Source organism: Boudabousia liubingyangii, assembly GCF_001907245.1.
GTDB classification, from domain to species: domain Bacteria; phylum Actinomycetota; class Actinomycetes; order Actinomycetales; family Actinomycetaceae; genus Boudabousia; species Boudabousia liubingyangii.
In genome coordinates this window covers 290,096-314,210 of the sequence record NZ_MQSU01000003.1, presented here as the reverse complement: position 1 = coordinate 314,210, position 24,115 = coordinate 290,096, and the positions used below count along the sequence as shown (strand labels likewise).

20 protein-coding genes and 1 tRNA gene are annotated in these 24,115 nt (G+C 55.6%); 4 read left to right on the top strand and 17 right to left on the bottom strand.

The window, feature by feature from the left end; translation table 11 throughout:
- Positions 1–117: 117 nt before the first annotated feature.
- The 9 genes from BSR28_RS06050 to BSR28_RS06010 all read right to left on the bottom strand — a co-directional run bounded on the left by BSR28_RS06050 (position 118) and on the right by BSR28_RS06010 (position 9,172).
- Positions 118–363 (bottom strand): hypothetical protein, encoded by a 246-nt coding sequence (locus BSR28_RS06050; RefSeq protein ID WP_071164579.1) that lies wholly within the window; start codon positions 361–363, stop codon positions 118–120.
- A gap of 192 nt (positions 364–555) precedes the next feature.
- A complete protein-coding gene (locus BSR28_RS06045) occupies positions 556–1,236 on the bottom strand; it encodes an ImmA/IrrE family metallo-endopeptidase (RefSeq protein ID WP_071164580.1) in 681 nt (226 codons plus the stop codon).
- Positions 1,237–1,638 carry a helix-turn-helix domain-containing protein gene (locus tag BSR28_RS06040; protein WP_071164581.1) on the bottom strand — a complete coding sequence of 134 codons (402 nt, stop codon included), beginning with the start codon at positions 1,636–1,638 and terminating at the stop codon, positions 1,237–1,239. It lies immediately after the preceding gene.
- A 312-nt stretch (positions 1,639–1,950) separates the two neighbouring features.
- The gene (locus BSR28_RS06035; protein ID WP_071164582.1) at positions 1,951–3,258 is read right to left on the bottom strand and encodes a radical SAM/SPASM domain-containing protein; all 1,308 of its coding nucleotides are present in this window, start codon (positions 3,256–3,258) and stop codon (positions 1,951–1,953) included.
- Positions 3,224–3,901 (bottom strand): hypothetical protein, encoded by a 678-nt coding sequence (locus tag BSR28_RS06030; RefSeq protein ID WP_073713631.1) that lies wholly within the window; start codon positions 3,899–3,901, stop codon positions 3,224–3,226. The genes BSR28_RS06035 and BSR28_RS06030 overlap by 35 nt, the downstream gene beginning before the upstream one ends.
- Positions 3,902–4,035: 134 nt before the next feature.
- On the bottom strand, positions 4,036–5,817 hold the full coding sequence (locus tag BSR28_RS06025) for an ATP-binding cassette domain-containing protein (RefSeq protein WP_083563130.1): 1,782 nt from the start codon (positions 5,815–5,817) through the stop codon (positions 4,036–4,038).
- 424 nt (positions 5,818–6,241) lie between these two features.
- A tRNA-Thr gene (locus BSR28_RS06020) sits at positions 6,242–6,317 on the bottom strand.
- Between the two features lie 154 nt (positions 6,318–6,471).
- On the bottom strand, positions 6,472–7,299 hold the full coding sequence (locus BSR28_RS06015; RefSeq protein WP_073713629.1) for a DsbA family protein: 828 nt from the start codon (positions 7,297–7,299) through the stop codon (positions 6,472–6,474).
- A 34-nt stretch (positions 7,300–7,333) separates the two neighbouring features.
- On the bottom strand, positions 7,334–9,172 hold the full coding sequence (locus BSR28_RS06010; RefSeq protein WP_073713628.1) for a serine/threonine-protein kinase: 1,839 nt from the start codon (positions 9,170–9,172) through the stop codon (positions 7,334–7,336).
- A gap of 182 nt (positions 9,173–9,354) precedes the next feature.
- On the opposite strand from BSR28_RS06010, the gene BSR28_RS06005 reads away from it, so the two are divergent.
- The 4 genes from BSR28_RS06005 to BSR28_RS05990 all read left to right on the top strand — a co-directional run bounded on the left by BSR28_RS06005 (position 9,355) and on the right by BSR28_RS05990 (position 14,259).
- A complete protein-coding gene (locus BSR28_RS06005; RefSeq protein ID WP_073709282.1) occupies positions 9,355–10,446 on the top strand; it encodes an ABC transporter ATP-binding protein in 1,092 nt (363 codons plus the stop codon).
- A 79-nt stretch (positions 10,447–10,525) separates the two neighbouring features.
- Positions 10,526–11,869: a DUF4032 domain-containing protein gene (locus BSR28_RS06000; protein WP_073709283.1), complete on the top strand. Its 1,344-nt coding sequence runs from the start codon at positions 10,526–10,528 to the stop codon at positions 11,867–11,869.
- Positions 11,870–12,055: 186 nt separating this feature from the next.
- Positions 12,056–12,814, top strand: a complete 759-nt coding sequence (locus BSR28_RS05995; protein WP_073713627.1) for a glycerophosphodiester phosphodiesterase family protein — start codon at positions 12,056–12,058, stop codon at positions 12,812–12,814.
- Positions 12,815–12,873: 59 nt separating this feature from the next.
- Positions 12,874–14,259, top strand: coding sequence for an MFS transporter (locus BSR28_RS05990; RefSeq protein ID WP_073709285.1), 1,386 nt, complete (start codon positions 12,874–12,876; stop codon positions 14,257–14,259).
- 291 nt (positions 14,260–14,550) lie between these two features.
- Here the strand turns inward: BSR28_RS05990 and fbaA are convergent, their stop codons facing one another.
- From fbaA to BSR28_RS05950, 8 genes are all read right to left on the bottom strand, one after another.
- A complete protein-coding gene (fbaA, locus tag BSR28_RS05985) occupies positions 14,551–15,573 on the bottom strand; it encodes a class II fructose-bisphosphate aldolase (RefSeq protein ID WP_073709286.1) in 1,023 nt (340 codons plus the stop codon).
- Between the two features lie 204 nt (positions 15,574–15,777).
- Positions 15,778–16,551, bottom strand: a complete 774-nt coding sequence (locus tag BSR28_RS05980) for a TrmH family RNA methyltransferase (RefSeq protein ID WP_233120619.1) — start codon at positions 16,549–16,551, stop codon at positions 15,778–15,780.
- On the bottom strand, positions 16,544–17,116 hold the full coding sequence (gene pyrE / locus BSR28_RS05975; RefSeq protein ID WP_073709287.1) for an orotate phosphoribosyltransferase: 573 nt from the start codon (positions 17,114–17,116) through the stop codon (positions 16,544–16,546). Before pyrE ends, BSR28_RS05980 begins: the two co-directional genes overlap by 8 nt.
- A gap of 196 nt (positions 17,117–17,312) precedes the next feature.
- Positions 17,313–18,089, bottom strand: coding sequence for an SDR family NAD(P)-dependent oxidoreductase (locus BSR28_RS05970; protein WP_073709288.1), 777 nt, complete (start codon positions 18,087–18,089; stop codon positions 17,313–17,315).
- A 23-nt stretch (positions 18,090–18,112) separates the two neighbouring features.
- A complete protein-coding gene (locus tag BSR28_RS05965) occupies positions 18,113–20,122 on the bottom strand; it encodes a dipeptide ABC transporter ATP-binding protein (protein WP_083563127.1) in 2,010 nt (669 codons plus the stop codon).
- Between the two features lie 23 nt (positions 20,123–20,145).
- Positions 20,146–21,840 carry an ABC transporter substrate-binding protein gene (locus tag BSR28_RS05960; RefSeq protein ID WP_073709289.1) on the bottom strand — a complete coding sequence of 565 codons (1,695 nt, stop codon included), beginning with the start codon at positions 21,838–21,840 and terminating at the stop codon, positions 20,146–20,148.
- Between the two features lie 8 nt (positions 21,841–21,848).
- Entirely contained in the window at positions 21,849–22,841 is a 993-nt protein-coding gene (locus BSR28_RS05955) for an ABC transporter permease (RefSeq protein WP_073709290.1), read from the bottom strand.
- Positions 22,838–23,962 (bottom strand): ABC transporter permease, encoded by a 1,125-nt coding sequence (locus BSR28_RS05950; protein WP_073713626.1) that lies wholly within the window; start codon positions 23,960–23,962, stop codon positions 22,838–22,840. The genes BSR28_RS05955 and BSR28_RS05950 overlap by 4 nt, the downstream gene beginning before the upstream one ends.
- Positions 23,963–24,115: the final 153 nt, after the last annotated feature.

Genomic DNA, 24,115 nt, shown 5'->3' with positions numbered 1-24,115 from the left:
TTTTGGTGGTGAGTATTTAGTTGTGTTGTTGACCCACCCGTTTCGTGGTGGGCGGTTGTCGGGTAGGGGCCTGGCGCAGCTCTGGTCTGTCTCAAACCTCAGCCCCATATACCCGATTTACCGGCCGAGTGTCACCAGGGGTGGTGGCAGGCTGCGCACATCACTGACTTCTTTGGTGATGACCTGGTGGGTGTGCAGCATGCCTTGAGTGTCAAACCAGATTTGCATGATCTGACCCTGGTGGCTGATCTCGATTCGTTTAGAGACCATGTCCGCGCGGCAGATGAGTTTGCCTGCCGCGTTTTTGACCGGCACAAACACGCTCCCACCGGTGTTGATGCCAGTAGCGTTCTTTGAACCCATGAGCCTTTTCCTCCTTTCTTCTCCTAGCAAGGTGATTAGTGCTGCCATAAGCAGCGGACACCTGTAGTTCGCTGGATTGGCAGTATTCGTGAACTAGTGGGGTGTAAAAATAAGCGGTCACCCACGCTTGAGTGGGGTGCCACCAGGTAGGTCTGCCATCATTGGCAAACCAGTAAAGATGCTTGTGCTGTTTTATGCGACTGGCGCCAGGTCCCGAACTAGGTGAACGCCAAGGCCTTTGAGGCGCATGCCCATGGCTTGGTGGGAGACTTCAAAGATGTCGCACAGTGTAGCGATCCCATCAAAGTCCACGCACCCCCGACCTCGGTCGTATGCCATCACCTCACGCAGCGCGGCTTTAATAGCAGGGGTTGGCATGAGCAGGTAGGCGGCCATGTTGTCGGCCTGCCACTCGACCCACCAGTCCTCACCACGCGCGTCTCCATCACGCATCTCGACCGTATGTTTGGACTGACTATTGACCAGCATGCTAGGAAAATCTCCCAATATGGCTAGGGGCTTATGCAAGATCAGGTGGGAGCATTCGTGGGCTAGGGTGAAACGCTTCCGCCCATTACACGAGCCTTCCTCGGCGGTCTCGTCAAGGAAAATCATGTCCGCCAACCCCTGGCGCACTAACGGGGTGGTGCGGGTTTCATCCCACACCTGCACCTGCGTGTCCTCCAGGCAGGTTAAACCCAGAATGTCACCATCAGGTGAAAGCGGCTCATACTGCAGCGAGGCACCAAGATGAAACTCAGCAAAATGCTCCACATCCAACGCCCCAGGGGCTCTGAGTAGATCTGGATCGTAGTCACGGAGCACCGCTTGGGCTCGAGCATCGAGGGCGGGCTTGGAACAACGAGACACCATCTACACCCCACCACCTTCACCACCTTGGTCAGGATATTGCTCGTCTAGCATTTCAATGACCCGCTCCCACACATCATTGGGCACCCCACGCTTACGGGCTTTACGAAGTGCCACCCGAGCGAGGTCGGTTTTGCGCACATAGCCCACAATGTCAGGGGCTAACTGATTCTCACGCGCGCAGGCGGCAAGATCGATCATGCGCAAACGCCCAGCCTCATCCAACTGCAGGATCTCGGCTAGGGTGTCGAAATGCTTCTCGGGTGGGTAGCGGCGCCCGTTTTCAATATCTGACATGTACGGGGTGCCAACACCCATCGTGTCAGCCAGCTTCTTAGCCGTGAGCCCCAACTCCTTACGGCGGGTCTCAATGAACCGGCCAAAAGCCCGGTAGTCCTCATCCATGCAACATGCGCCTCCTTCAACAACCTCACACTGTTCGCTTCTTGTGCGAACAATGATAACCCAAGAGAGTTAAGTTGTCGAACGCATGTTCGGCACTCCTGTTTTCTAAAACTAATACATTTAAAACTTTACGCAACCCTGAAAATAATATTTCCCGCGCACACTTACATACAGGACATATGCAGAAAAGTATCCCCCAAAATCGCAATAGCAATTCAACCGAAAATAATCTCTTTAAAGCTAGCTTTACAAGCGAGGAATGAAACGATGTAACACTTTTCGCACATTCAAATGCCCAATTGGAGAACCACCTCAAAGTATCTCAGAATCTGACATTATATGCTCTTTAAGCACCTCTTTTTCGTTTCGCTCCCAAGATTTTTTAGGGCAATCAAAACCATTATTTTCGTTTAAATATGTACAATTTCCATGACAAATAGACAAATACTCACAATATCGACAGATTTTCATTGGAGTAGGATTGGCCTCAATTCTTTTCGCACGAAAATACCTAAATTCAGAAGAAAATGGATTAGAGAATAAGCCTGCTTTATAAGGAAAGCGGCCGATTCCATTTAGGCATGAATAAGTATATCCATCTGGCCCTACGATATAGTAATCATCTCCATACATAGGGCATGCGACATAACCAACTCTCCTGAAAGCCGGAGAATGATAACCGTATTTTTCAGCTTGCAGTACACAATCGCGCCACACTGTCCCTTTTTTCGCCAAGACTCCTTCAAAATCGGTTGAGCCAGCTTGAAAAACATAACTAAACACAAGATCGCCACGAAAGTTTTGACTTTGAAGCGCTTCTAATAAACCTGGAACTCCGTCAGTAGTGTACTCAGACAAGTTACAGTTAACAGTTACTCGGAATCTAGGATCTGCAGCTTCAATCATATGGATGTTTTTCATTATATCTGCAAACGAGGATTCGCCGGGATTTTCTAAATAGGGTCGCGATGCATCATGACTTTCCTTATCCCCGTCTAAAGTTATCTGCAAGTCCCAAATGCCCCGTCGCACTAATGACTCTATCGCTTCACGATCGAGCAGGGTTCCATTAGTAACTATCTGACACGAATAATTTTCAGGCTTTTGAATTGAGTCGAAAATCGTTTCATAGATATCTCTATACATCAACGGTTCCCCGCCGATGAAGCACAAGTCGAGCATTTTAACATGATTAGATAAAAGCATATTAATGCTCTTGATGATGGCTGCAGCATTCGACATTGTTAGCTGTTGCTTACGAGCAATTCCATTTTCATAACAGTAGGGACAGCCTAAATTACAGTCATAGCCCAAGTATATAACTACGGATAGTTTCTCTTCGTTATATCTGACCAGATCTCTCCTCGCCAAGTACTCTTCCCACGCATCTTCTGACGTTGGGACAAGGAGGCCTGCATCTACCAGATCTTGAATGGTTTCACTATCAACACTAAACTCAACGTTATCAATATAATTACGACTTGGAAATATCGCATATGCTGAATTTAGAGGATTAAATAGACCTATCTCATCGTCACCAAGCTCTAAAGTAATACAGTGTGGATTTAAACTCCATTGTGAATCACTAATATCTGTTAGTTGAGTTAATTTTCTTTGCATTAGCAATGCACCACCTTTCGACTTCTTCGTCTGAGGGTACTTTTTTGTCAATCACATAAGCCATGTTTATAAACTTTTCCTCCAAGACTCCAGCGGTCGAAACACCATTCTCCTGAAGAAAGCGCAAAACGCTAAAAGTAACTTTATCGGGCTTTAGAATCACCCTATTGACAGCTCCACAATCATCTCTTGGAACTAGTCCAAAAATAAGAGTTTCATATTGGGGAAAACATTTTACTATTAGACCTTCGTGTTTCAATTTTCGTTCTTTGTCATCTTTGAGATAAATCGTACATGAGGGCCATCGCAAGCGTAGTTCCGCTTCAAACGCTTTCACATTTTCAATATCAAACAGTAAGAACTTGGGTCGGGCAAAATTGCACAAATCGCGTTTTAGAAGGTATCTCACAAGCGCTTTCTGATCATAGTTTTCCTCAACAAAGAACTCGCCTAACGTATCGCTAGTTATTAATGAGGGGGGAATAAAATCGCCGACTTCTTTTTCGAGAGCCAGAATACTAGCGGTAAGAGTATTAAATATAATGTGGCGTTCATTATCGTATAACTTTATACAATACTCGGGAATTATATTTAGAAATATGTAACATACTAATCTAAACCTTGTCGTTTGGGTCTTGGGCATAGAATAAATTCACATGCCCAAGACCCTTTTAGTTAACGTTGTGTCCTGCAACAACAGCTTTCCATGCGCTTACGGTCGACTCCATTCGGCATGGATAGCCCCGGCTTTACAGTTACTGTTTTAATCATGACTACTCACTTCCTTTCGTCTTGATTCCAGTCTTGGCTTTCAAAGAGTTTTCTAAAGCGGCCATCTTGATTTTTAAGGTCTTTGAAGGTCCCGCTTTGGGCTAGTGTTCCGTTTTCTAGCAGGTAGATGTGATCTGCGTATTGCAAAGTCCAGGCGCGGTGACTGACCAGCAGAACAGCACGTTCCGGCGTCTCAGCTTTGAGCATTTTGAATAGTTTGCTTTCGCTTTCAGCATCCACTGACGAGGTCGGTTCGTCCAGTACTAACAACTTTGCGTCACTAAGCAAAGTGCGTGCAAGCGCCAATCGTTGCCATTGCCCCCCGGAAAGATCAGTTCCATCCCACTGTTCACCCAACTGGGCATCTAGCCCGTCCGATAAGGCTTTCACATGACTAGCTAGGTCAACTTTTTCGAGGGCTTGCCACAGTTCCTGGTCACTGGGTACACGGGTAGTGTAATAAGGCAAGGTTAGAAATTCACGAACCGTAAGCTCAAATTTTTCAATATCCTGTGGCATAATCGCCACTTCGTGTTTACCTAGACGGCTATAGATCTGCCCAGTTTGGGGTTTCAACTGCCCGGTAAGCACTTTAATCGCGGTAGATTTTCCGGCCCCATTAGCCCCAACAAGGGCGACAATCTTCCCCTGCTCAACCTCTAGGCAAAGGTTATTAAGGACATTTTCATCTGTTTGTGAGTAGGCGAAGTCTACATCCTCGCATTCCATGAGGATATTGGACGTGAGGGGTGCCAACAACTGCAAACGGGCAGCTTCGTCCTCGTTGTCAGTGGAGTCAAGTTTTGCACGCAATTTAAGATATCGCATGACGATGGGGGCCGAGGCCATGAGCTCGCCATAAGCACTTCCGGCACTCTTTGTAGCCAGCATTGCAGAGACTACCCCAAGGATCGCCGCGGCTAGAAGGCTAGTGGGGACTTGGGAACGCCAAATTAGAGAACTTAACGCACCAGCTATTAACAGTAGAGCAATAAAACCAGACACGAAAGCAGAAGTAAAACGGATCGACATGATTTTCATCCAGTATCCCCGCACAATCCCGTGTTTAACTTTAGCCCAGTGGGCAAACTGCTCTGCTCCATTAAGAACAGATAATTCTGTTCCAGAGCGCGCATAACGTAACTGATTTTCTAAATATTCTGCGCGGCGTGAAGTGGCTGCCTGTTTCGGCCAATAGAAGTTTTCCGCCTTTGCAACTAACGAGTAGCCAAATAGCTGAGGCAATAATGATACTGTCACTAAAGAGGCTGCGAGCAGATCGAAGTTAGCCAAAGAAGAAAAGAGTAGAACTGCAGTGGTAAACGCTCCGATAATATTCAAAGCACTGCTAGCTTGCCAAGATAGGTTAAACGGGATGGAATCATGCGCAGCTTGCACTTCGTCAATCGTGACACTATCGCGCCTCTGCGCCGGCGTCAACGAAGCATATATATCAATCACTTCATAGGTGTAGGCATAACGCAACATGAATTGTAAACGTAGATTTAACGCATCTACCATGGCCGATAGCGGCATAATCCCGCCGGTAACCACCACCAACAGCAAGACTTCCCAAATTGACATGTTCCCGCTTGGACGCCCAGCAATCAAATAGCCCACAATGAACACCTGCAAAGCCGGTAGAGCTGCCTCCACTAAACGAGCCACGCACAAGGCAATCGTCACTGGAAAAGAAAACTTCAACGCATCTTTAATGGCATACCAAGACGACGACAAAGCAGACCAAATGAACGAGCGAGACAACATATCTTTAGTGACGGAACTCATACTGTAAGAATAGACACCCAAGCATAGGGTGTCAACTCAAATAAACATGTGATGAGCCTAGTCTTACGCGTACGAAAATATTGTTACTCAAACCAATATCGTGAACTATTTTCCTCAGCGACCCACGTCTGGAACAATACGCACCCCGTACCTGATACTGCAAAACGCGAAGCCATACTGCTAAACGATTAGCAGTACTGTAAAACGTTTAGGCATACCGCTAAACGCTTACCCCCATGGCAACCCAAAACTGGATGAACTTCGCCTCGCCAGAGCACCCTCGCCCCGCCATCCGCCACCGCAGCCCTCACCAGCCAGCAGACACGAAAAAGCCGGGCACCCGCTTTCCCGCAATATCAAGGGAAAACAGGCCACCCGGCCAACGCCAGCCCAAAAACGGCGTGTATCCGTTTGGACTGGATAATGGAGCCCCCTACCGGGTTCGAACCGATGACCTGCTGTTTACAAGACAGCTGCTCTACCAGCTGAGCTAAGGAGGCGAACTGTTAAAGAATGACACAAAAGGCCACCCAAAGGCAACTTCTAAGACCAAAGTCACCCGGGTGGCCCCTGCGTGTATTGAAACGGCCCTAAAGGGCACTTCTCAAGACTAAAGTTTAAAAGCTAAAACCAGGTCTAAACCCTAGTAGCTTCTCACTTAGCAGCTTCCTGAACGGCCTTCATAATCAAGTCCACGTCAGCCGGACCGTTCTCAGGAAGAGCAGTAATCGGAATGTACTTACCGTTCACGACGAACATGGGGGTACCCATGCCCTTCTTCCTATCAAGGCCCTCATAGTTGCCGTCCGTCCAAGCCTGAGAAGACTTAGCTAGGTAAGCCTCGCCACCCTCGATTGAAAACTTGTTTACGACCGCATCAGAAACCCCAACCTGCTTAGCGATGCTCTTAACCTGTTCCACGGACTTAGTCGGATCCTGAACGATCGAACCATCATTCGCGTTCATCTGGGATTCGAAGAAAGCATCAAGGGCTTCGTTTAGTTTAATGAACTTCGCAGGTTCTTCATTGGCCACGATTACCGCCGCCGCAGAAGCTACGTAAGTGTACGGGTAAACCGCGGTTGCGACCGGGTGCAGTTCGAAAGTAATTTCGCCCGCCTGGGCCTTTTCGATTAGCGGCTTCTGCACGCTCTTACCCACATGGATGCAGTGAGGGCAGCTGTAAGAGAGGTATTCAGCTACGACCGGCTTACCTTCATTAGGCTTACCGACCTCTTTACCGATCACAATCGGATTACCGGCTGAAAGTGCCGGACTTGAATCAGCACCAGCCTCAGAAGAATTCTTATGCAATACGGCAAATACGATCAATGCCGCAGCAATGGCGACTACAACGCCTAAGACACTCCAAATAATGAGCTTAGAACGACGTTCTTTACGTTCTGCTTCTGCACGCATGGCAGCGGCCCGAGCCTGAATAGACTGCTTGCCGCCAGTGGGTTGAACACCCTGCTTAGCCATAAAAATTCCTCCTGGGAAAGTTACACAATCAGATCTAGAATACCCCGGCAGTCAAGGGCCACCACTGCGCAGCCCACCACCAAGAGCCAACAGCGAACAGAGCCAACAGGAAGATCACAATCCGAAGCAGCCACTGACCACCACTAGTGACCGCCACCCGGCCCACCAGTTCCCCCAAACCACGCGCCACCACGGCCGTGCCCGGGAACATCCAGAACACCCACAGTGAAACCCCGGCAAGTAGCACCATCAGGAACTCAATCTGCGGGCTAAACGGACCAAAACGACCACTCAAATCCCAAACCTGTACTAGGTCAGGCCACGGCAAGTCCGGAAGGCGTCCTCGTAAAACCCACCAGAGACCGGTGAAGGCCCCCGCGGAGCCAAGCAGCCCCAAAAGTGCCATCACAAAGACCTTCGGCAAAGAGAACAGGCCCCTCCAGGCCGCCCCGAAGAAAGACATCCGGTCCCCTACTAGGCGTGCCCGATAACGGGCCCGTGCGCCAGCACCCCAAATACCTAAGATCAAGGCATGAATCGCAAAAACTAGGACCACCAGCGGCGGGTAAATCGGTAACAGCGCACCCCAGCAAAAAGCCCCAAAAGTAACAATCAATCCCACCCCCACTGGAGCTGGTGGTTGGGGCATACTCAAGGGCTGTTCCGCTTGCAGTAGCTCAGACTCTGGGTCCCCGGTCAACTCATAGCTAGGTTCACCATTCAACGCCGGGGACTGAAGCTGCCCGTTAACGCTATACCCATCAGTGGCTGAAGCGTTCGGGTTCAGGCCACTACTACTTAGCCCATTACTGGTCGAAGCATCCGGGAAGTTCGCGGCCTGCGGTAAACGAGCCGTAGCACCCAGATTATGCTGCTCATCGTAGGCACCATAGGCATCCGGGCCCTCAAACTCATCGGTCAGATCCTCATCGGGGTCATAGTCGAAATCATCATCAAGCTCCCCCTGCGCATCAAAATCATCCTCATCATCAGCGGCAGGAAGATACTCCGTCTCACCCTCAACGCCAGCAGGCAAAACCGCCGTCGGGGAAGCAACCGGCAAAACCGTCGTGGCGGGCAAACCAGAACCCACGCGCTCATAATCAGCTAAAAGTTCAAAAGCATCCGGGAAATCCGCAATCGGCGCGCCCAGGTGGAAACGGAAGAACTCAGCCTCGGCAGCCGGCAAACCATCCGTATCAACCTGACCATCCATCACGCGCGACAAAACCTGCCCCGCCGCGCCCCGGCCATAAGGTAAGCGTCCTGTCCGCGCGTAAAGCAGCGTCGCCAGCCAAGCCCACCAGTCAGAAGTAGCCGAAGGATCCTGTCCCCGTAAAACTTCCGGAGGCACAAAACCAGCCGTCCCCGAAACCAAACCAGTAGCCGTCATGCGGGCGGCATCCTCGGCCTGAGCCACCCCAAAATCCAACAGAACCGGACCATTCGGAGAAAGCACCACGTTCGCCGGTTTTAAATCCCGGTGCACCACACCCGCCCGGTGGACCGCCTGCAAAGTCTTAGCCAAACGACGCCCCAAAGCCAGGACGCCCCGCGCGGACATCTGGCCACGCTGCTCCACCGCCACCTCAAGGGTCGGGCCGGCAATCAAGTCCGTAACGATAAAAGGCTGATCCGCATCCACCTCAAGGTCATAAACCCGAGCCACCCCCGGATCCCGAACCGAATTCAACAGGTGCGCTTCCCGGCGTAAACGGGCGCGAGCGCCCTCGTCCAAAGCCACGGAAGGATGCAGTAGCTTCAAGGCAAACTCATTGCCCGCTTCATCGCGCGCCAGGTACACCACGGAGGAACCTCCGCGGCCCAGTTCTTCTACCAGACGGTACCCGCCTACAAACGCTACTTCAGCCACCTCTCCAGACTAATGCAAAAAAATGCCAAAGATGACTAGGCAAGCCGCAATAAATGTGAGATACTCAATGTTGGCGGTTAAACCAAAGTAGGTTTAACTGTTGTGTCAGAGCGGACACGAACTGACACCTTCCACTACGGATCGTCCGGCACGTACCTGCCGGTGAAGGGAAAAATTAAACAATGGCAACAGTAACCTTTGATAAGGCCACCCGCGTCTACCCCGGTGCAGACAAGCCCGCTGTGGACCAGCTAGAACTAAAGATTGAGGACGGCGAATTCCTAGTCCTCGTTGGTCCTTCTGGCTGTGGTAAGTCCACCTCGCTACGTATGCTAGCCGGCCTAGAAGACGTAAACTCTGGCCGTATCTACATTGGCGACAAGGACGTCACTGACGTTCAGCCCAAGAACCGCGACATCGCAATGGTGTTCCAGAACTACGCGCTATACCCCCACATGTCAGTTCGTGACAACATGGGTTTCGCACTGAAGATCGCCGGTGTCCCGAAGGATGAAATCAAGCGTCGCGTGGAAGAAGCCGCCGAACGCCTAGACCTAACCCAGTACCTAGACCGTAAGCCTAAGGCACTATCTGGTGGTCAGCGTCAGCGTGTCGCCATGGGTCGCGCAATCGTCCGTAAGCCCCAGGTGTTCCTCATGGACGAACCGCTATCCAACTTGGATGCGAAACTCCGTGTGCAGACCCGTACCCAGATCGCTGCCCTACAGCGCTCCCTGGGCGTCACCACCGTCTACGTTACCCACGACCAGACCGAAGCTCTGACCATGGGTGACCGCATCGCCGTACTAAAGGATGGCCTCCTACAGCAGGTTGGCACTCCGGAAGAAATGTACGACAAGCCCGCTAACGAATTCGTTGCCGGCTTCATTGGCTCCCCCGCCATGAACATGGGCCGCTTCAGCGTTGAAGGAAACGTCGCCGTCCTAGGTGGCGCCAAGATTCCGCTCTCTGAAGCCACCCTAAAGGCCGTCACCGAAGCTGACAACGGTGAAATCACCATTGGCTTCCGCCCCGAATCCCTAGAGGTTGTCTCTAGCGACACCGCCGGCGCCATCCCCGTCAGCGTGGACTTCGTCGAAGAACTAGGCTCTGACTCCTACGTTTACGGCAAGCTACACGGCGGCACCACCGACCTGATCGTTCGCGTTCCCCCGCGTACCGCTCCGGAACCGGGTTCCGTCCTCAACGTACGAATCAAGGAAGGCCAGGCTCACCTGTTCTCTGCAGCAACCGGTGAACGTCTTCCCGCCTGAGCTTAATCACATAGATTTAGCTTCTTAACTGTGCCCCGGCTGGCTATCCAGTCGGGGCACAGCCCGTTAGAATAGAACTATGCCAAGCGCTTCATTACAAATCCGAGCTGCCAACGTCGACCCGGCCCTACTGGACCTGCCATGGGAACTACCCCTAGCGGACTGGCCCAGCGAATACCTAGCTGCGCTACCTCGTGGTATTTCAAGGCACGTGGTCCGTTTCGTAAACCTCTCCGGCCGGATTATCGCCATTAAAGAGATCGGCGAAAGCGTCGCCCACCACGAATACCAAATCCTGCGCGACCTGAACCGCTTGGACGCCCCCTGCGTACAACCCACCGCGGTCGTCACTGGTCGCACCGACAAAAACGGCGAAGAACTTAACTGTGCGCTCATTACCGAACACCTCCAGTTCTCACTGCCCTACCGCGCCCTGTTCGCCCAGTACATGCGCCCCGAAACTGCCACCCGTCTGATTGACTCCCTAGCCGTACTGCTAGTGCGCCTGCACCTACTGGGTTTCTACTGGGGTGACGTTTCGCTTTCAAACACCCTGTTCCGACGCGACGCCGGTGCCTTCGCCGCCTACCTAGTGGACGCGGAAACTGGCGAGCTCCACCATAAGCTCACCCCCGGCCAGCGAGAATACGATGTGGACCTGGCCCGCACCAATATCATTGGTGAACTAATGGACCTCCAGGCCGGCTCCTTCATGGCCGAAGACATTGACGTCATCGAAATCGGTAACCGGATCGCCGAACGTTACGATGCCCTCTGGGCCGAACTAACCGCGGCCGAATCCTTCAGCCGTGATGACCGCTGGCGCGTCACCGAACGCATTAAGCGACTCAACGAATTGGGCTTTGACGTGGGCGAACTGACCATGGAAACCGATATTTCCGGTGCCACCATGCGCATCCAGCCGAAGGTTGTAGATGCGGGACACTACCACCGTCAGATTATGCGCCTAACCGGTTTGGATGTGGGCGAACTACAGGCCCAACGTATGCTCAATGACCTTGAAACCTACCGCTGGTGGAAGGGTCGCCAAGACGAACCGATCGAAATGGTCGCCCACGCCTGGTTGGCAGAAATCTACGAACCCGTCATCGCAGCCATCCCCCGTGAGCTGCGCAGTAAGCTCGAACCCGCCCAGATCTTCCACGAGGTTTTGGAACACCGCTGGTTTATGGCCGAGCAACGCGGCCATGATGTGCCCCTCGAAGAGGCCACTGAGTCTTATATCCATGAGGTCTTGGAACACCGTCCGGATGAGGCCGCCTTCCTTGATCCCTACGAGGGTGAAGAATCCCTTAATGGGTACGCTACTTTCACTGACGACGACGATGACGAAGTCTTTGAACCGTCAATGATTCGTGGCGGTTTTACGCCCCCTTCAGCTGGGGATTCGCCCGCCTTCTAGGCTCGCGTTCCGCCGCATAGTTGTTCACTTGTTTATCCCATTGGTCTTCAGTGAGCACAATCGGCTTTTTGGGCATAGAGTAGTACTCAGTTAAGGCCAGATAACACAGGTAAACTGTGCGCACAGCACAGTTTGACTAGGCCTTTGTGACAATAATGGTCATTTCGCACCCGAAGGAGGGTACTGATGGTACAAGTTAACGCCACTAGGACCGCTGATCAGTTCTGGGCACACCGCGGCATTCCCAGCCGCTTCCCCGAAAACACCCTACCCTCCTTCCAAGCTGCCGCGGAAGGCGGAGCCAAATGGATCGAAACAGACGTAGATATCTGCCACGACGGTACCCTGCTGATCTGCCATGATGCCACCCTTGATCGCACCACAAACGCTTCAGGCCCATGTGCCGATCTTCGCCGGGAGGACCTTTCCCAGGTAGATGCCGGCGCTTGGTTTGGCCCCCAGTTCAAGAACACTCCCCTGCCAGTCCTTAGCGAGGTAGTGGATCTGTGCTTGGAGCACGGCCTAAACCTAAACTTGGAGCTTAAGCCCACCCCCAATGGGGCTCAGGCCGCACGTCATCTAGTGGAATCCGCCGTCAAGGAACTGACTCGCTTCGATGATCCGAACCGAGTAGTAATCTCATCCTTCAACCCCCTACTACTGGCCACCGCACAAGAGGTAGCACCACAGTTCCCCCGAGGTGCCCTATTTGAGCACCTCGCCCTAGAACTCGGCTGGAAGACCATCTGTGAGATGGTAGGAGCCACGGCGATTCACCCCGAAGCTGCCCACCTAACCGCTGAGCTAGTGGCCCAGTTCCGTAATGAAGGCCTAGAAGTTCGCCCCTGGACGGTTAATGGCAGCGCGCAGGCAAACCAGTTGTTCAACTGGGGTGTGACCGCTATCTTCACTGATCGGGCCGATTGGTTCATTGAAAACCTTTAAAATAGAACGAAACTTTTAACTTTTACCCATTTCTAGACTAGGATCCCAGAGCAACACTAATGAGTGAAACCACTTCCCAAAGTTCCACCGGAGCCCCTTCAGCCGCTTCAAGTCGCCCGCGTATCTTCGCAGCGACCTTCGTATCTGAATTAGCCGTTGGCGCTAACGTTGGTGGCGTTGGCTCCCTGATTGCCCTTTTGGCTCGCACCTTCGGAGTGGAGATCAACGACTTCGCTATCCTAGGTTCCTTCCTAGGCTTGGGCATGATGCTTTTCAGCTTGATCTCTCGTTGGCTGCTTGAGTTCACGGCCGGCACGATCCTACGCCTCGCTTCTTACATGGTGATCTTGGGTGCTACCGGCCTAGCCTTCGCACCCTTCCGCTGGTTGATCATTCTTTCCGGCCTCTTCACGGGCTTGGGTTCCTCTTTGGTGATTTTGATTGTGCCGGCGGTATTGGCTGGTCCGCGTCGTGCGCGCGATATTGCGCTGGCTAATGGGGCTTCCTCGGCAGCTTCCGTGGTGACCCCGCTGGTTTACGGTTTTATTGATTCGATCCCCGGTTTCCAGGGTCGTTGGGCCGCGCTCATTATGACCTTCCCGGCGATCTTCGTATTGGCCACTATTAAGAACGTGGACTTCGTGAATACGCCCTCTGCCTACGCAGAACGTTGGAAGGGCCGTCGAGGACGCAAGCGCCGTAAGGACTTCTCTGACACCTTCGGTGAGGTTGGTACCGTTCAGGCCTTCGGTGGCCCAGAAAACGTTGCTGACGACGAGCTAGCACGTGCGACCATGGCTACCTCGGCCTCTAACGTGCACATCCCCGACCTTACGGTCAGCGAGTACGTCCCGGCCAGCGAGGCCCCGAATATTAACCACTGGCTACAGTTCAACCGTATCTTTATTGGTTCCTTCCGGGTCTTCCTCAGTTTGCTTCCTGAGTTCGCCCTCTACACTTGGGGCGTGGCCCGCCTAGTACAGATTAACGTGCCTGTCGCGACCGCCGCGTCACTGGGCGCGGTCTTCCCGCTGGGCGTCGCTATTGGCCGTCTATCCGCTTCCTTCTTGATTCGTTGGCGCTATATTTTGTCTGCCTCTGTGGTTGCGACGATTGTGGGCACCGCGATCGTAAGTTTGGGCGTTAATACCCCGCAGCTGGTTGCGGGCTTGATTATTGCCGGCATGGGAACTGCTCTGCTTTACCCGATTACGGTGGACGACCTGGTTGCGCTTCCGGGTATTTCTGCCAACCAGGCGGCTGCTTATTCGTCCCTGGGTGGTGGCGCGGCGGTCTTCCTACTGCCGGTGATCTTGCCACTAGTCCAGAAGACGCTTTCGACCGGTCATTCGCTACTGTTGCTGATCCCCATGGTGATCCTCATGTATGCGCTGCCTAATGGCCGTAAGTATCAGCCGCTCCCGGATCGGGATGCTGAGCATTAAGAGCCGGTACTTATTCTTTTTCCGCCCCTGACGTCTTGGTTGGGGGCGGATTTTTGTACCTAGGCCGAGGTGGACCGCGACTGTTTTTTGCGGGGGGGGGGGGGGGAAAAAAAAGCGGGAAAGGCGGAAAAAAGGAGCGAGCACCGCTGGGATTGAGGGCGCTAAGCCGCGTGTGAGATGAAAAAGGGGTGGGGCCGGAAGGTTTCCCTTCCGGCCCCACCCGTAAGCTGTTTCGCTTGACTGTTAGTCGTTGCTGTCAGCTGTGGCTGTTAGCCGTTTAGATGGCTAGTTTCAGCGCATCTTCTTACCAACGGAGCCCAGACGCTCACAGGCTTCGACAACGCGGGCGGCCATGCCTTCTTCGGCAGCCTTGCCCCATGCGCGGGGGTCGTACTGCTTCTTGTTGCCAACTTCGCCGTCGACCTTTAGGACGCCGTCGTAGTTCTTTAGCATCCAGTCGGCGACCGGGCGGGTGAAGGCGTACTGGGTGTCGGTGTCGACGTTCATCTTGATGACGCCGTTGCGGACAGCGGTAGCGATTTCTTCAGCGGTGGAGCCGGAGCCACCGTGCATGACTAGGTCGAAGGGCTGTTCCTTACCAACCTTGGCAGCGACCTCTTCCTGGATCTGGCCCAGGATTTCGGGACGTAGCTTAACTGCACCGGGCTTGTAAACACCGTGTACGTTACCGAAGGTTAGAGCGGTAATGTAGCGGCCGTTTTCGCCTAGGCCTAGAGCCTCAACGGTCTTTAGAGCATCTTCGGTGGTGGTGTAGAGCTTTTCGTTGATTTCGGCCTTAACGCCGTCTTCTTCGCCACCAACAACGCCGATTTCGATTTCTAGGATGGTGTTAGCCTTAACGGATAGGGCTAGCAGTTCCTTAGCGATTTCTAGGTTTTCGTCCAACGGAACAGCGGAGCCGTCCCACATGTGGGACTGGAAGAAGGGTAGACGACCAGCCTTAACTTCTTCAGCTTCTAGTTCCATGATGGGGCGGATCCAAGAATCGATGTTCTGCTTGGCGCAGTGGTCGGTGTGTAGAGCGACGGTAACATCGTAGTTCTTGGCGATTTCACGGGCGTAAGCGGCCATCGCTAGGGAGCCAGCGACACGGTCCTTAACGGTGGAACCAGACCAGTATTCAGCGCCACCAACGGACACCTGGATGATGCCGTCAGACTCTGCTTCAGCGAAACCGCGGATAGCAGCGGTTAGGGTCTGGGAAGAGGTAACGTTGATGGCCGGGTAAGCGAACTTGCCGTCGCGGGCGCGGTCCAACATTTCGTTGTAAATCTCTGGGGTTGCGATTGCCACTTTTATGGGCCTCCTTATGTAGACGATTACACTATCGATTGTCCCACAACACAGGCCCTAAGTGCACCCCTAGGGACTGCTTTTATCAAAACTCGCCGGCAGTGAAATTATTAAATGGCCCCTCCCCACTTAGGGGAAGGGCCAAAAGTCTTAATTTGCCAACAACTACCTACTAGCTAAAGAGTCGTAAGCACGCCTTTTCAGCTACTTTGAGTGCGGGTTCGACGCTACCAGTTCACCGGCGTTACACTGCTGGTTCCAAGCCCACATGGCAATCGCCGCGGCATGCCCCACGTTCATGGAACGGGTCGAACCGTACTGCTGAATGTAGCGAACCTGCGGGCAGGCAGCCAGCATTTCCGCGCTCAAGCCTTCAGACTCCGTACCGAAGACCAACATGGCCTGTTCCGGTAGCGCTTCTGCCTCAATGGGCTTCGCGCCGGGCAGGATATCGATCCCCACTAGGTTCACGCCCGCGGCTTCACACCACTTCACGAAATCTTCCACCGTGGGGTGGTGGAATAGGTGCAGGTAGCGGTCGGTGACCATGGCTCCGCGTCGGTTAAAACGCTTACGTCCCACGATGTGTACCGTGGCCACGCCCTGCGAGTTAGCGGTGCGAATAATGGACCCGATATTGAAGTCGTGCCCCAGATTTTCAATGGCCACGTGGAATCCGCGACGCTTAGTGTCTAGGTCGGCGACAATCGCACTGAGTTTCCAGTAGCGGTATTCGTCGAGGACGTTCCGACGGTCCCCCTCAGCTAAGAGTTCCGGATCGTAGTGGTCTTCGGTGGGCCAGTTTTCGGGCCCGCCCGGCCAAGGACCGACTCCTACTTCAGCCTGCGGGGCGCCAGTTTCAGACTGGTTGTCAGCCTGAGTAGCGTCAGGTTCCGGCTGCGCCTCAACCTGGGTAGCTTCGGCTTCCACCTGTCCCTGAGCCTGGGTAGCGTCAGTTTCGGGCTGCAGTTCAGCCAAGGTTTAGATCCTCAAGTCCGAGGGCGTAGAGGTAACCAAAACCGGCTTCCTTAATGCGTTCAGCGGCACCGGTGTTGCGGTCCACAACCACCGCCACGGTCAGTACTTCCGCACCCGCGTCGCGCGCTGCCTGAGCAGCAGTCAGCGGGGAACCACCGGTGGTGGAGGTATCTTCTAGGATCACCACGCGACGACCCTTAATGTCCGGGCCTTCAATCTGGCGCTTCATGCCGTGGTCCTTAGCTTCTTTACGAACCACGAAAGCGTCAATGTTCAGGCCACGAGAGGCAGCAGCGTGCATGATGGCGGTAGCAACCGGGTCTGCACCCATGGTTAGGCCGCCCACGGCGTCAATATCGTCGGGGCCAAAACCGGCCTCTTCTAGCATGTCTAGCATGACGTGACCGATTAGCGGGGCGGCCTCGTGATGCAGGGTTGCGCGACGCATGTCAACGTAAAAATCTGACTTTAGGCCCGAAGCTAGGGTAACTTCCCCGCGGACGACGGCCAGTTCCTGGACTAGTTCAGCTAGGCGGCCTTTTTGCTGGTCATTGTATGAGTTCATGCGTTTCCTGCCTTTAGGGTTCGGGTCCCGGTTTTTTAGTTTTTGGTGGGGCGCACCCGGGTTTGGGGCCCTGCTTTTAGTGCCGAGGGCGCACCCGCCGCTGATCCGGTTAGCGCACCTTCCTATCAAGGAAAGATAGTACCCTCATTTGGGCGTTCAGGGGCCTAGAAATCGACGCTCCCTGACTACCTCACACTTAGACGATTGGTTCTTTGCCTTCCCGGACCTTACCGGTAAACATCTTCACCACCGGGCGTGGAGCGTGGTGTAGGACCGCGTCGACAATCTGGTAGCGGACGGAGGGCACGACCTCGGCCCGGCCACGACGAACAGCGGTAAGGGCATCACGGACTAGTTTTTCGACGTTAATCCAAGCCCACCAGGGCCAGATGGAATCGTCCAAGCCGGCCGCGTCGTGGAAGCCCGTGTGGACCCAGCCGGGCATGAGCGCGGTGACGGTCACGCCGTGGGGACGCAGGGCCTGATCTAGGCCTTCACTGAAGGAACGCAACCAGGCCTTGTGGGCGGCGTAGGTGCCGTACGCGGTGCGGGAGGCGATGGATGAGACGTTCAGGATGGCGCCGCGTCCTCGTTTGGACATGGCCTGTCCGGCCGCCTGGGAAAGCACCATGGGGGCCTTGACCATCAGGTCTAGGGCCAGTTCTTCGCGAGCCAGATCCCCGGTGACGAAGTGCTGCCCCAGGGCCATGCCGGCATTGTTGACCAGGAGGCCCACGGGACGTGCCGGGTCGGCTAGGCGGTCGGCGACCTTCTGCAACTGTTCACGGTCGGCCAGGTCCGCAGGTAGGACCTCCACGTTGACGTTGGCGGCATTGCGGATCTTTTCGGCCAGTTGCTCTAGGACTTCCGTGCGGCGAGCCACGATCACCAGGTCGTGCCCGGCGGCGGCTAGCTGCCACGCGAATTCCTCGCCAATCCCAGAGGTGGCGCCAGTAATAAGTGCTGTTCCCATACCTCTATGCTACCTCAGGTCCCCTATTCGGCCGAGGGCGCTACCGACTCCCCCACGGTCGCCACCTTTCCGGCGGCGGCAGCTTCCCGACGGGCGGCTTGCTCACGCGGGTCCGCGACGGGTACCGCGTTGATTAGGTCCTGGGTGTACTTGGTCTGCGGGTCCTGCAGGATCTGCTTGGTGGACCCGGCTTCCATCACTTCCCCGGACTTGAGCACAATGGTGCGGGAGGCTAGCTGTTCCACGACCGCTAGGTCGTGGGTGATTAGCAGGCAGGCGAAGCCCATGCGTTCCTGGAGGTCCGCTAGGGTTGCCAGCACCTGCGCCTGGACGGAAACGTCCAGTGCCGAGGTCGGCTCGTCGGCAATCACCAGGGTGGGTCGTAGGACAATCGCGCGGGCAATGGCCACGCGCTGACGCTGACCGCCAGAGAGCTCATGCGGGTAACGATAGGCCAACTGCGGGTCGAACCGGGCCGCCTTCAAAGCGTGCAGGGCTCGTTCCCGACGTTCTGCCGCAGAGAGTTTCGTGTGGGTACGCAGGGGTTCGGCCACCGATTCGATTACGGTCCGACGCGGGTTCAGGGAGGCCGCCGGGTTCTGGAAGACCACGCCCACGCGGGCTAAGGCGCGACGGCGAGCCCCACCACGTAGGGCACTGACCTTTTCGCCGGCTAGGCGAACTTCACCTTCAGTGGCTTTAACCTGACCGTAGATGGTGGCGCCTAGGGTGGATTTACCGGAACCGGACTGGCCCACTAGGGCTAGGATTTCACCGGCTGGCAGGTCAAAAGACACGTCAGAGAGGGCCTTGGTGCCGCCCGGGTAGACGACGCTCAGGTTCTTGACCTCAACCGCTAGGGGCTGTTCGTCTGCCCCCTTACGCTTGAGTTTCGGTTCGGGCAGGACCGGGTCCAGCAGGGCGTTAACGGAAGCGCGGGCTTCCTCGTCAGAGACTTCCCCGTCAGAAACCTGGGCCTGCAGGGTGTGGCCCAGACGCGGCACGGATGCCAGTAGTTTCTGCGTGTAGGGGGCCTGCGGGTGGTAGAAGACCTGCTCGACTGGGCCGGCTTCCTCGACCTGACCGCGACGAAGGACGATCACGCGATCAGCTAGGTCCGCGACTACACCCATATCGTGGGTGATCAGCAGGATGCCAATGCGGCGTTCGCGGCAGAGGCGACGTAGGAGGTCCAGAATCTGCTTCTGGGCCAGCATGTCTAGGGCGGTGGTGGGTTCGTCCGCGATCACCACGCAGGGGCGGCAAGCGATGGCCATGGCGATGCAGGCACGCTGCAACTGGCCGCCAGAGACCTGGTGCGGGTAGGAGCGGTAGACGCGCTGCGGGTCTTGTAGGCCGACCTCGCCCAGTAGCTCGAGGCTGCGTTCGCGGGCTTCCTTCCGGTCCGCGTCCTTATGGATCAACATGACTTCATCGATCTGATCACCGATGGTCATGAGGGGGTTCATCGCAGTGGTGGGTTCCTGGAAGACCATGGCGATGCGGGCCCCACGGACCTCACGCATGATCTGGCTACCGGCACCGATCAGCTGCAGGTTCGGGTTGTCTTTACGGCCAGAGAGGACGGCGCTGCCGCCTACCTCCACGCGCTTGCCTAGCAGTCCCATGATGGCGCGGGCGGTCACGGATTTACCGGAGCCGGACTCCCCCACTAGGGCGGTGACTTCACCGTGTTTGATTTCCAGGTCGGCGTCCTTCACGGCTGCTTGCGCGCTGCCGGGGAAGCGCACGGAAATGTCCTGGGCTAGCAGGATGGTGTGCTCGGGTAGCGAGCGTGGCTGGGTTTCTGGGGCCGGTTCCGGCTTGGCTTCCGCCTGAGGTTCCGTTGCTGCTTCGGCTTCGGCTTCCACTACAGCTTCAGCTTCAGGCGCAGGTTCCGTAACGGGTTCAGCTTTCGCGACGGCCTCTTCTGCCGCGTCACGAACGCGGGTGCGGGTCGGGGCCGAGGCTGCGATACGGTCACGCGCAGCTTCCGTAAGCTGCCCGTTTTCCAACTCGTTTTGGTTATCCATGTTCACTGTTTCCTTATCGTGGCTCACGGCTTTACCCCCACAATCAGGTAGTTCGGGTAGGATGGGAAGGAACCTACATAGAAGTTGGTGACGTTGCGACCTCGGAGGTAAGAGAAACGCTGGTAAACCAACGGCACCGAGGGCGCCAGTTCCATAATCGCGCGGTCCGTCGCCGCCCACATCTGCTTAGCCTTTTCCGGATCCAATTCCGCACTAGCGGCCGAGATCATCTCATCGATCTTCGGGTCCTCAAAACGCGAACGGTTAGAACCGCCGCCACCAGACTCACTGGAGGCATACAGGGGCTGAATATTGGAGTTAGCAGCCGGGAAGTCCGGGTTCCAAGAAGCAATCGCCATATCGTAGGTATCGCCCGGGCCCTGGGTGGTGCGCTCAGAGTAGACCGAGGACTCCACCGGTTCGATGCGGACCTTCAGGCCCAACTGGCTGATCGAGCGGGCCACGGCCTCGGCACGCAGGACGTCCTCGTTCTTATTCTTGGTAATCAAGACGAGGGGGCGCTTGGGCACATCCTGCGCCTGCTTTAGTTCCTCACGGGCCTTATCTAGGTCGCCCGTGGGCGGGGCGGGGTACAGGTCGAACTTCTCACGGCCCGGAATACCGGGAGTAATCAGGGTGGTCGCGATAGCGCCAGCTAGCTGACCGCCGGCCGCCTTGTTAACCGCGCTCTTATCGATCGCATAGTTGAAGGCGCGACGAACGTGAACGTCCTTAACCTGCTTAGTGTTAATCGCCAAGTACAGGAGCGGACCGGGATCCGGGATCTGTAGACGCTGGCCGACGACCTCGGACTGGGCGGCCGTAATCAACTGGGCAGCCGGGACCTTAGAAGAGCTGAAAGTATCCTCATACTGGGCCTGACCGTAAATCAGCTTTTGGGCCGAAACCACCGGGTCATTACCCAGGGAGAACTTGATGTGGTCGGGGCCAGCTAGGCGGACGTCATCATTGCTCCAGTAGGGGTTACGTTCCATCTGCACGAACACGCCAGTGCGGTATTCGGCAATGCGGTACGGGCCAGAGGCGATCGGGGCACGGGCGTATCCTTCCGGGTTATCCTTCGCCTTGGGGACGGGCGCGAAAGCCGGCAGGGAGGTAATCCAGGGCCAGTCACCGTAAGGGATGCGCAGGTGGAAGCGGATGGTCTTCTCATCGGGGGTTTCGATGGAGTCTAGGTGTGCACCCTCGTAAGGTCCCTTGTAGCCATCAGTATTAGCCAGCAGGGTCTTGTGGTAGCCCAAGCCGCCAGAGAGGGTCGGGGCGAAAGATCGCTCCAGACCGTACTTAATGTCGGCACTGGTAATGGGAGTGCCGTCTTCGAACTTCAGGTCATCCTTAAGAGTGAACTCCCAGGTTTTACCGTCCGGGCTGACGCGACCAGTGTCGGTTGCTAGGTCGGGCACGACCTTGGGTTCCTGGCCGGGCAGGATCTGCCAGGTGGTCAAGCGTCGGTGCACTAGACCAGCTGAGGTGACCGCTAGGGACTGCGAACGCGCCGGGTCGAAACCGGGGTCTTTCGCAGAGTCCAGAATGGTCAGGGTGCCGCCCTTGTGGACCGGCTCAATGGTGGGCAGAATCTGTTTTTCTAGCGCGGTGGGACCATCAACGCCCAGACCGGTATTCGCGCAGGCGCTCAGGGATAGGGCTAGGGCCGCGAAGGCCGCGATTTTCTTCTTTCGGGAAGCTAGTTTTCTCATGATTTTCCTTAGCGGGCCACGCGCGGGTCAAGGATCGTGTGCAGGGCATCAACGATCAGATTCGCCACGATCACGAAGGTCGCAGATAGTAGGACAAGGCCGGTGATTAGGTGCAGGTCAGTGCCCGAAACGGCATCCATGAGCAGGCCACCTAGGCCCGGTAGTGAGAACACGGATTCGGTGATTACCGCACCACCCAGTAGACCGCCAAGGTCCAAACCGAAGAGGGTCACGACGGGCAGTAGCACACCGGGTAGCGCGTGACGCCAGATGACGCGCTTTTCGCTGGCACCCTTTGCGCGGGCGGTGATGATGTAGTCCTGTCCTAGCTGTTCGATCATATTGCCGCGCACGAGGCGGGCGTAAACAGCCATGTAAAGCAAGGCCAGTACGGTCGCGGGCATGATCAGGTGGGTGAACCACTGGGCGGGACTCTTGCTGAAGGCCACGTAGTCACTGACCGGCAGCCAGCCTAGGGTGAAGCCGAAGAGCAAAATGCCAGCCAGACCGAATAGGTATGCCGGGGTGGAAACACCCAGGACGGCCCCGGTCATGATGACACGGTCCAGCGGACGGCCCCGGTAAAGGGCGGCAAAAACGCCGGCAATGATACCGATGGTGACCCAGAGGATTGCCGCGAAGATAGCTAGTGAGGCGGTCACGGGCAGTCGGGAAGCGATTAGCGGAGTGACGGCCTCGCCCATCCGGAAGGAGTATCCCAGGCAGGGGGCGGAGCAGTGGATCGCAGCCGCGCCGGAACCGAAGGTGCGGCCGGTAAAGATGCCCGCTAGGTACATCCAGAACTGCTGGTACCACGGGTAGCCGGTGCCCATAACTTCTTCCGCTAGGGCGCGACGTTCCGGGGTACAGGGCTTACCGCAGATGGCTAGGGCCGGGTCTGAGGGCCAGAGGTTGAAGATCGCGAAGGTAATGAAGGCAACCAGGATGAGGACCAGGATGCCGCCTAGGAAGCGTCGGATCCAGTAAAGTGCCGGTTTCATAGTCGCTCTCCTTCCTCTTCGATCTGGGCGGCATCTGTTTCAGTTGCCACGGGGCTTTCTGCCGCAACCATTTGCTGGGCTTCTAGTTGGTCTTGGGTTTCGGCCTGTGCGGCCTCGGCAGCGTTAAGGTCGCCGGGGGCAGCCGCCTGGGCAGAGGCGTCGGAAGCAGCATCCGCGGTGGCAGCTGAACTGTCAACGCGGGCCTGGGTGCGCGGGTCTAGGGCGTCACGCAGAGCATCACCGGCAGTGTTGAAAGCCAGGGTGAGCAGCACTAGTGCCAGGGCCGGGAAGGTGATGTACATGGGGTCTACCTGGATCCAATCCGCGGCTGAGCGGATGGTGCGACCCCAGGAGGGCGTGGGCGGGGGTACGCCTACGCCTAGGAAGGATAGCGCGGCCTCGGCCCCAATCTTGCCGGGGACGGACATGGTGGTCAGCACGATAATGGTGGCCATCAGGTTGGGCAGGATTTCACGGATGATAGTGCGTAGCGGGCTGGTCCCTACGGCACGGGCCGCGACCACGAAGGGTCGGTTTTTCAGCGAGAGGGTCTCTGCGCGAATCACGCGCGCCATGGAGGCCCAACCGAAGAGGCCAATGATCACGGTGATCAGTAGTGGCCGGGGAACGGAGGCGGGGATGATGGCCCCCAGGGCGATCATGAAGATCAGGGACGGGAAGCCCAGCAGGATGTCAATGAATCGCGAAATGATGGTGTCGTAGATGCCGCCTACGTAGCCAGCGGAAATACCTAGGATGAGCGCGATGATGGTCGCGATGATGGTGGCACCGATACCAATGAGGACGGAGGTGCGGGTACCGGCGATGACGATTGCGAACATGTCGCGGCCGGTTAGGGGTTCCACGCCGAAGGGGTGTGCCCAGCTCATGCCACCGCCGAAGCCGGCGGGCTGTGCTAGGTCGTCGAGGGCGTCGAGGTTGTATTTTTGGGGGTCCCGACCGAATAGGTTTAGTAATTCGGGTCCGATTAGGGCGATTAGTAAAACGATTCCAATCCAGATGATGGAGATCATGGCTAGCCGGTCTTGTTTGAGGCTGAGCATGACTCGCTGGAACCTGGTGTTTTGGTTCTTTTTTCGGGTGCGGGTCGTGGTCGACATCCGTCCTCCTGATAGTCAGACCTTGCTGACGTCATCGCGATTTTTTGTCTTTTAGAGTCTACCCGAATTCAACAATCCGGTTAGGGTGAGTATTCCCTAACCGGATTGTTTGTGGCTTGTCACTCTGCTATCTAGAGCGAGTGTTGTTCAATG

Coding starts and splice junctions, on each gene's coding strand:
- BSR28_RS06050 (WP_071164579.1), bottom strand. CDS start 363: ATGGGTTCAAAGAACGCTACTGGCATCAACACCGGTGGGAGCGTGTTT.
- BSR28_RS06045 (WP_071164580.1), bottom strand. CDS start 1,236: ATGGTGTCTCGTTGTTCCAAGCCCGCCCTCGATGCTCGAGCCCAAGCG.
- BSR28_RS06040 (WP_071164581.1), bottom strand. CDS start 1,638: ATGGATGAGGACTACCGGGCTTTTGGCCGGTTCATTGAGACCCGCCGT.
- BSR28_RS06035 (WP_071164582.1), bottom strand. CDS start 3,258: ATGCAAAGAAAATTAACTCAACTAACAGATATTAGTGATTCACAATGG.
- BSR28_RS06030 (WP_073713631.1), bottom strand. CDS start 3,901: ATGCCCAAGACCCAAACGACAAGGTTTAGATTAGTATGTTACATATTT.
- BSR28_RS06025 (WP_083563130.1), bottom strand. CDS start 5,817: ATGAGTTCCGTCACTAAAGATATGTTGTCTCGCTCGTTCATTTGGTCT.
- BSR28_RS06015 (WP_073713629.1), bottom strand. CDS start 7,299: ATGGCTAAGCAGGGTGTTCAACCCACTGGCGGCAAGCAGTCTATTCAG.
- BSR28_RS06005 (WP_073709282.1), top strand. CDS start 9,355: ATGGCAACAGTAACCTTTGATAAGGCCACCCGCGTCTACCCCGGTGCA.
- BSR28_RS06000 (WP_073709283.1), top strand. CDS start 10,526: ATGCCAAGCGCTTCATTACAAATCCGAGCTGCCAACGTCGACCCGGCC.
- BSR28_RS05995 (WP_073713627.1), top strand. CDS start 12,056: ATGGTACAAGTTAACGCCACTAGGACCGCTGATCAGTTCTGGGCACAC.
- BSR28_RS05990 (WP_073709285.1), top strand. CDS start 12,874: ATGAGTGAAACCACTTCCCAAAGTTCCACCGGAGCCCCTTCAGCCGCT.
- pyrE (WP_073709287.1), bottom strand. CDS start 17,116: ATGAACTCATACAATGACCAGCAAAAAGGCCGCCTAGCTGAACTAGTC.
- BSR28_RS05970 (WP_073709288.1), bottom strand. CDS start 18,089: ATGGGAACAGCACTTATTACTGGCGCCACCTCTGGGATTGGCGAGGAA.
- BSR28_RS05965 (WP_083563127.1), bottom strand. CDS start 20,122: ATGGATAACCAAAACGAGTTGGAAAACGGGCAGCTTACGGAAGCTGCG.
- BSR28_RS05960 (WP_073709289.1), bottom strand. CDS start 21,840: ATGAGAAAACTAGCTTCCCGAAAGAAGAAAATCGCGGCCTTCGCGGCC.
- BSR28_RS05955 (WP_073709290.1), bottom strand. CDS start 22,841: ATGAAACCGGCACTTTACTGGATCCGACGCTTCCTAGGCGGCATCCTG.
- BSR28_RS05950 (WP_073713626.1), bottom strand. CDS start 23,962: ATGTCGACCACGACCCGCACCCGAAAAAAGAACCAAAACACCAGGTTC.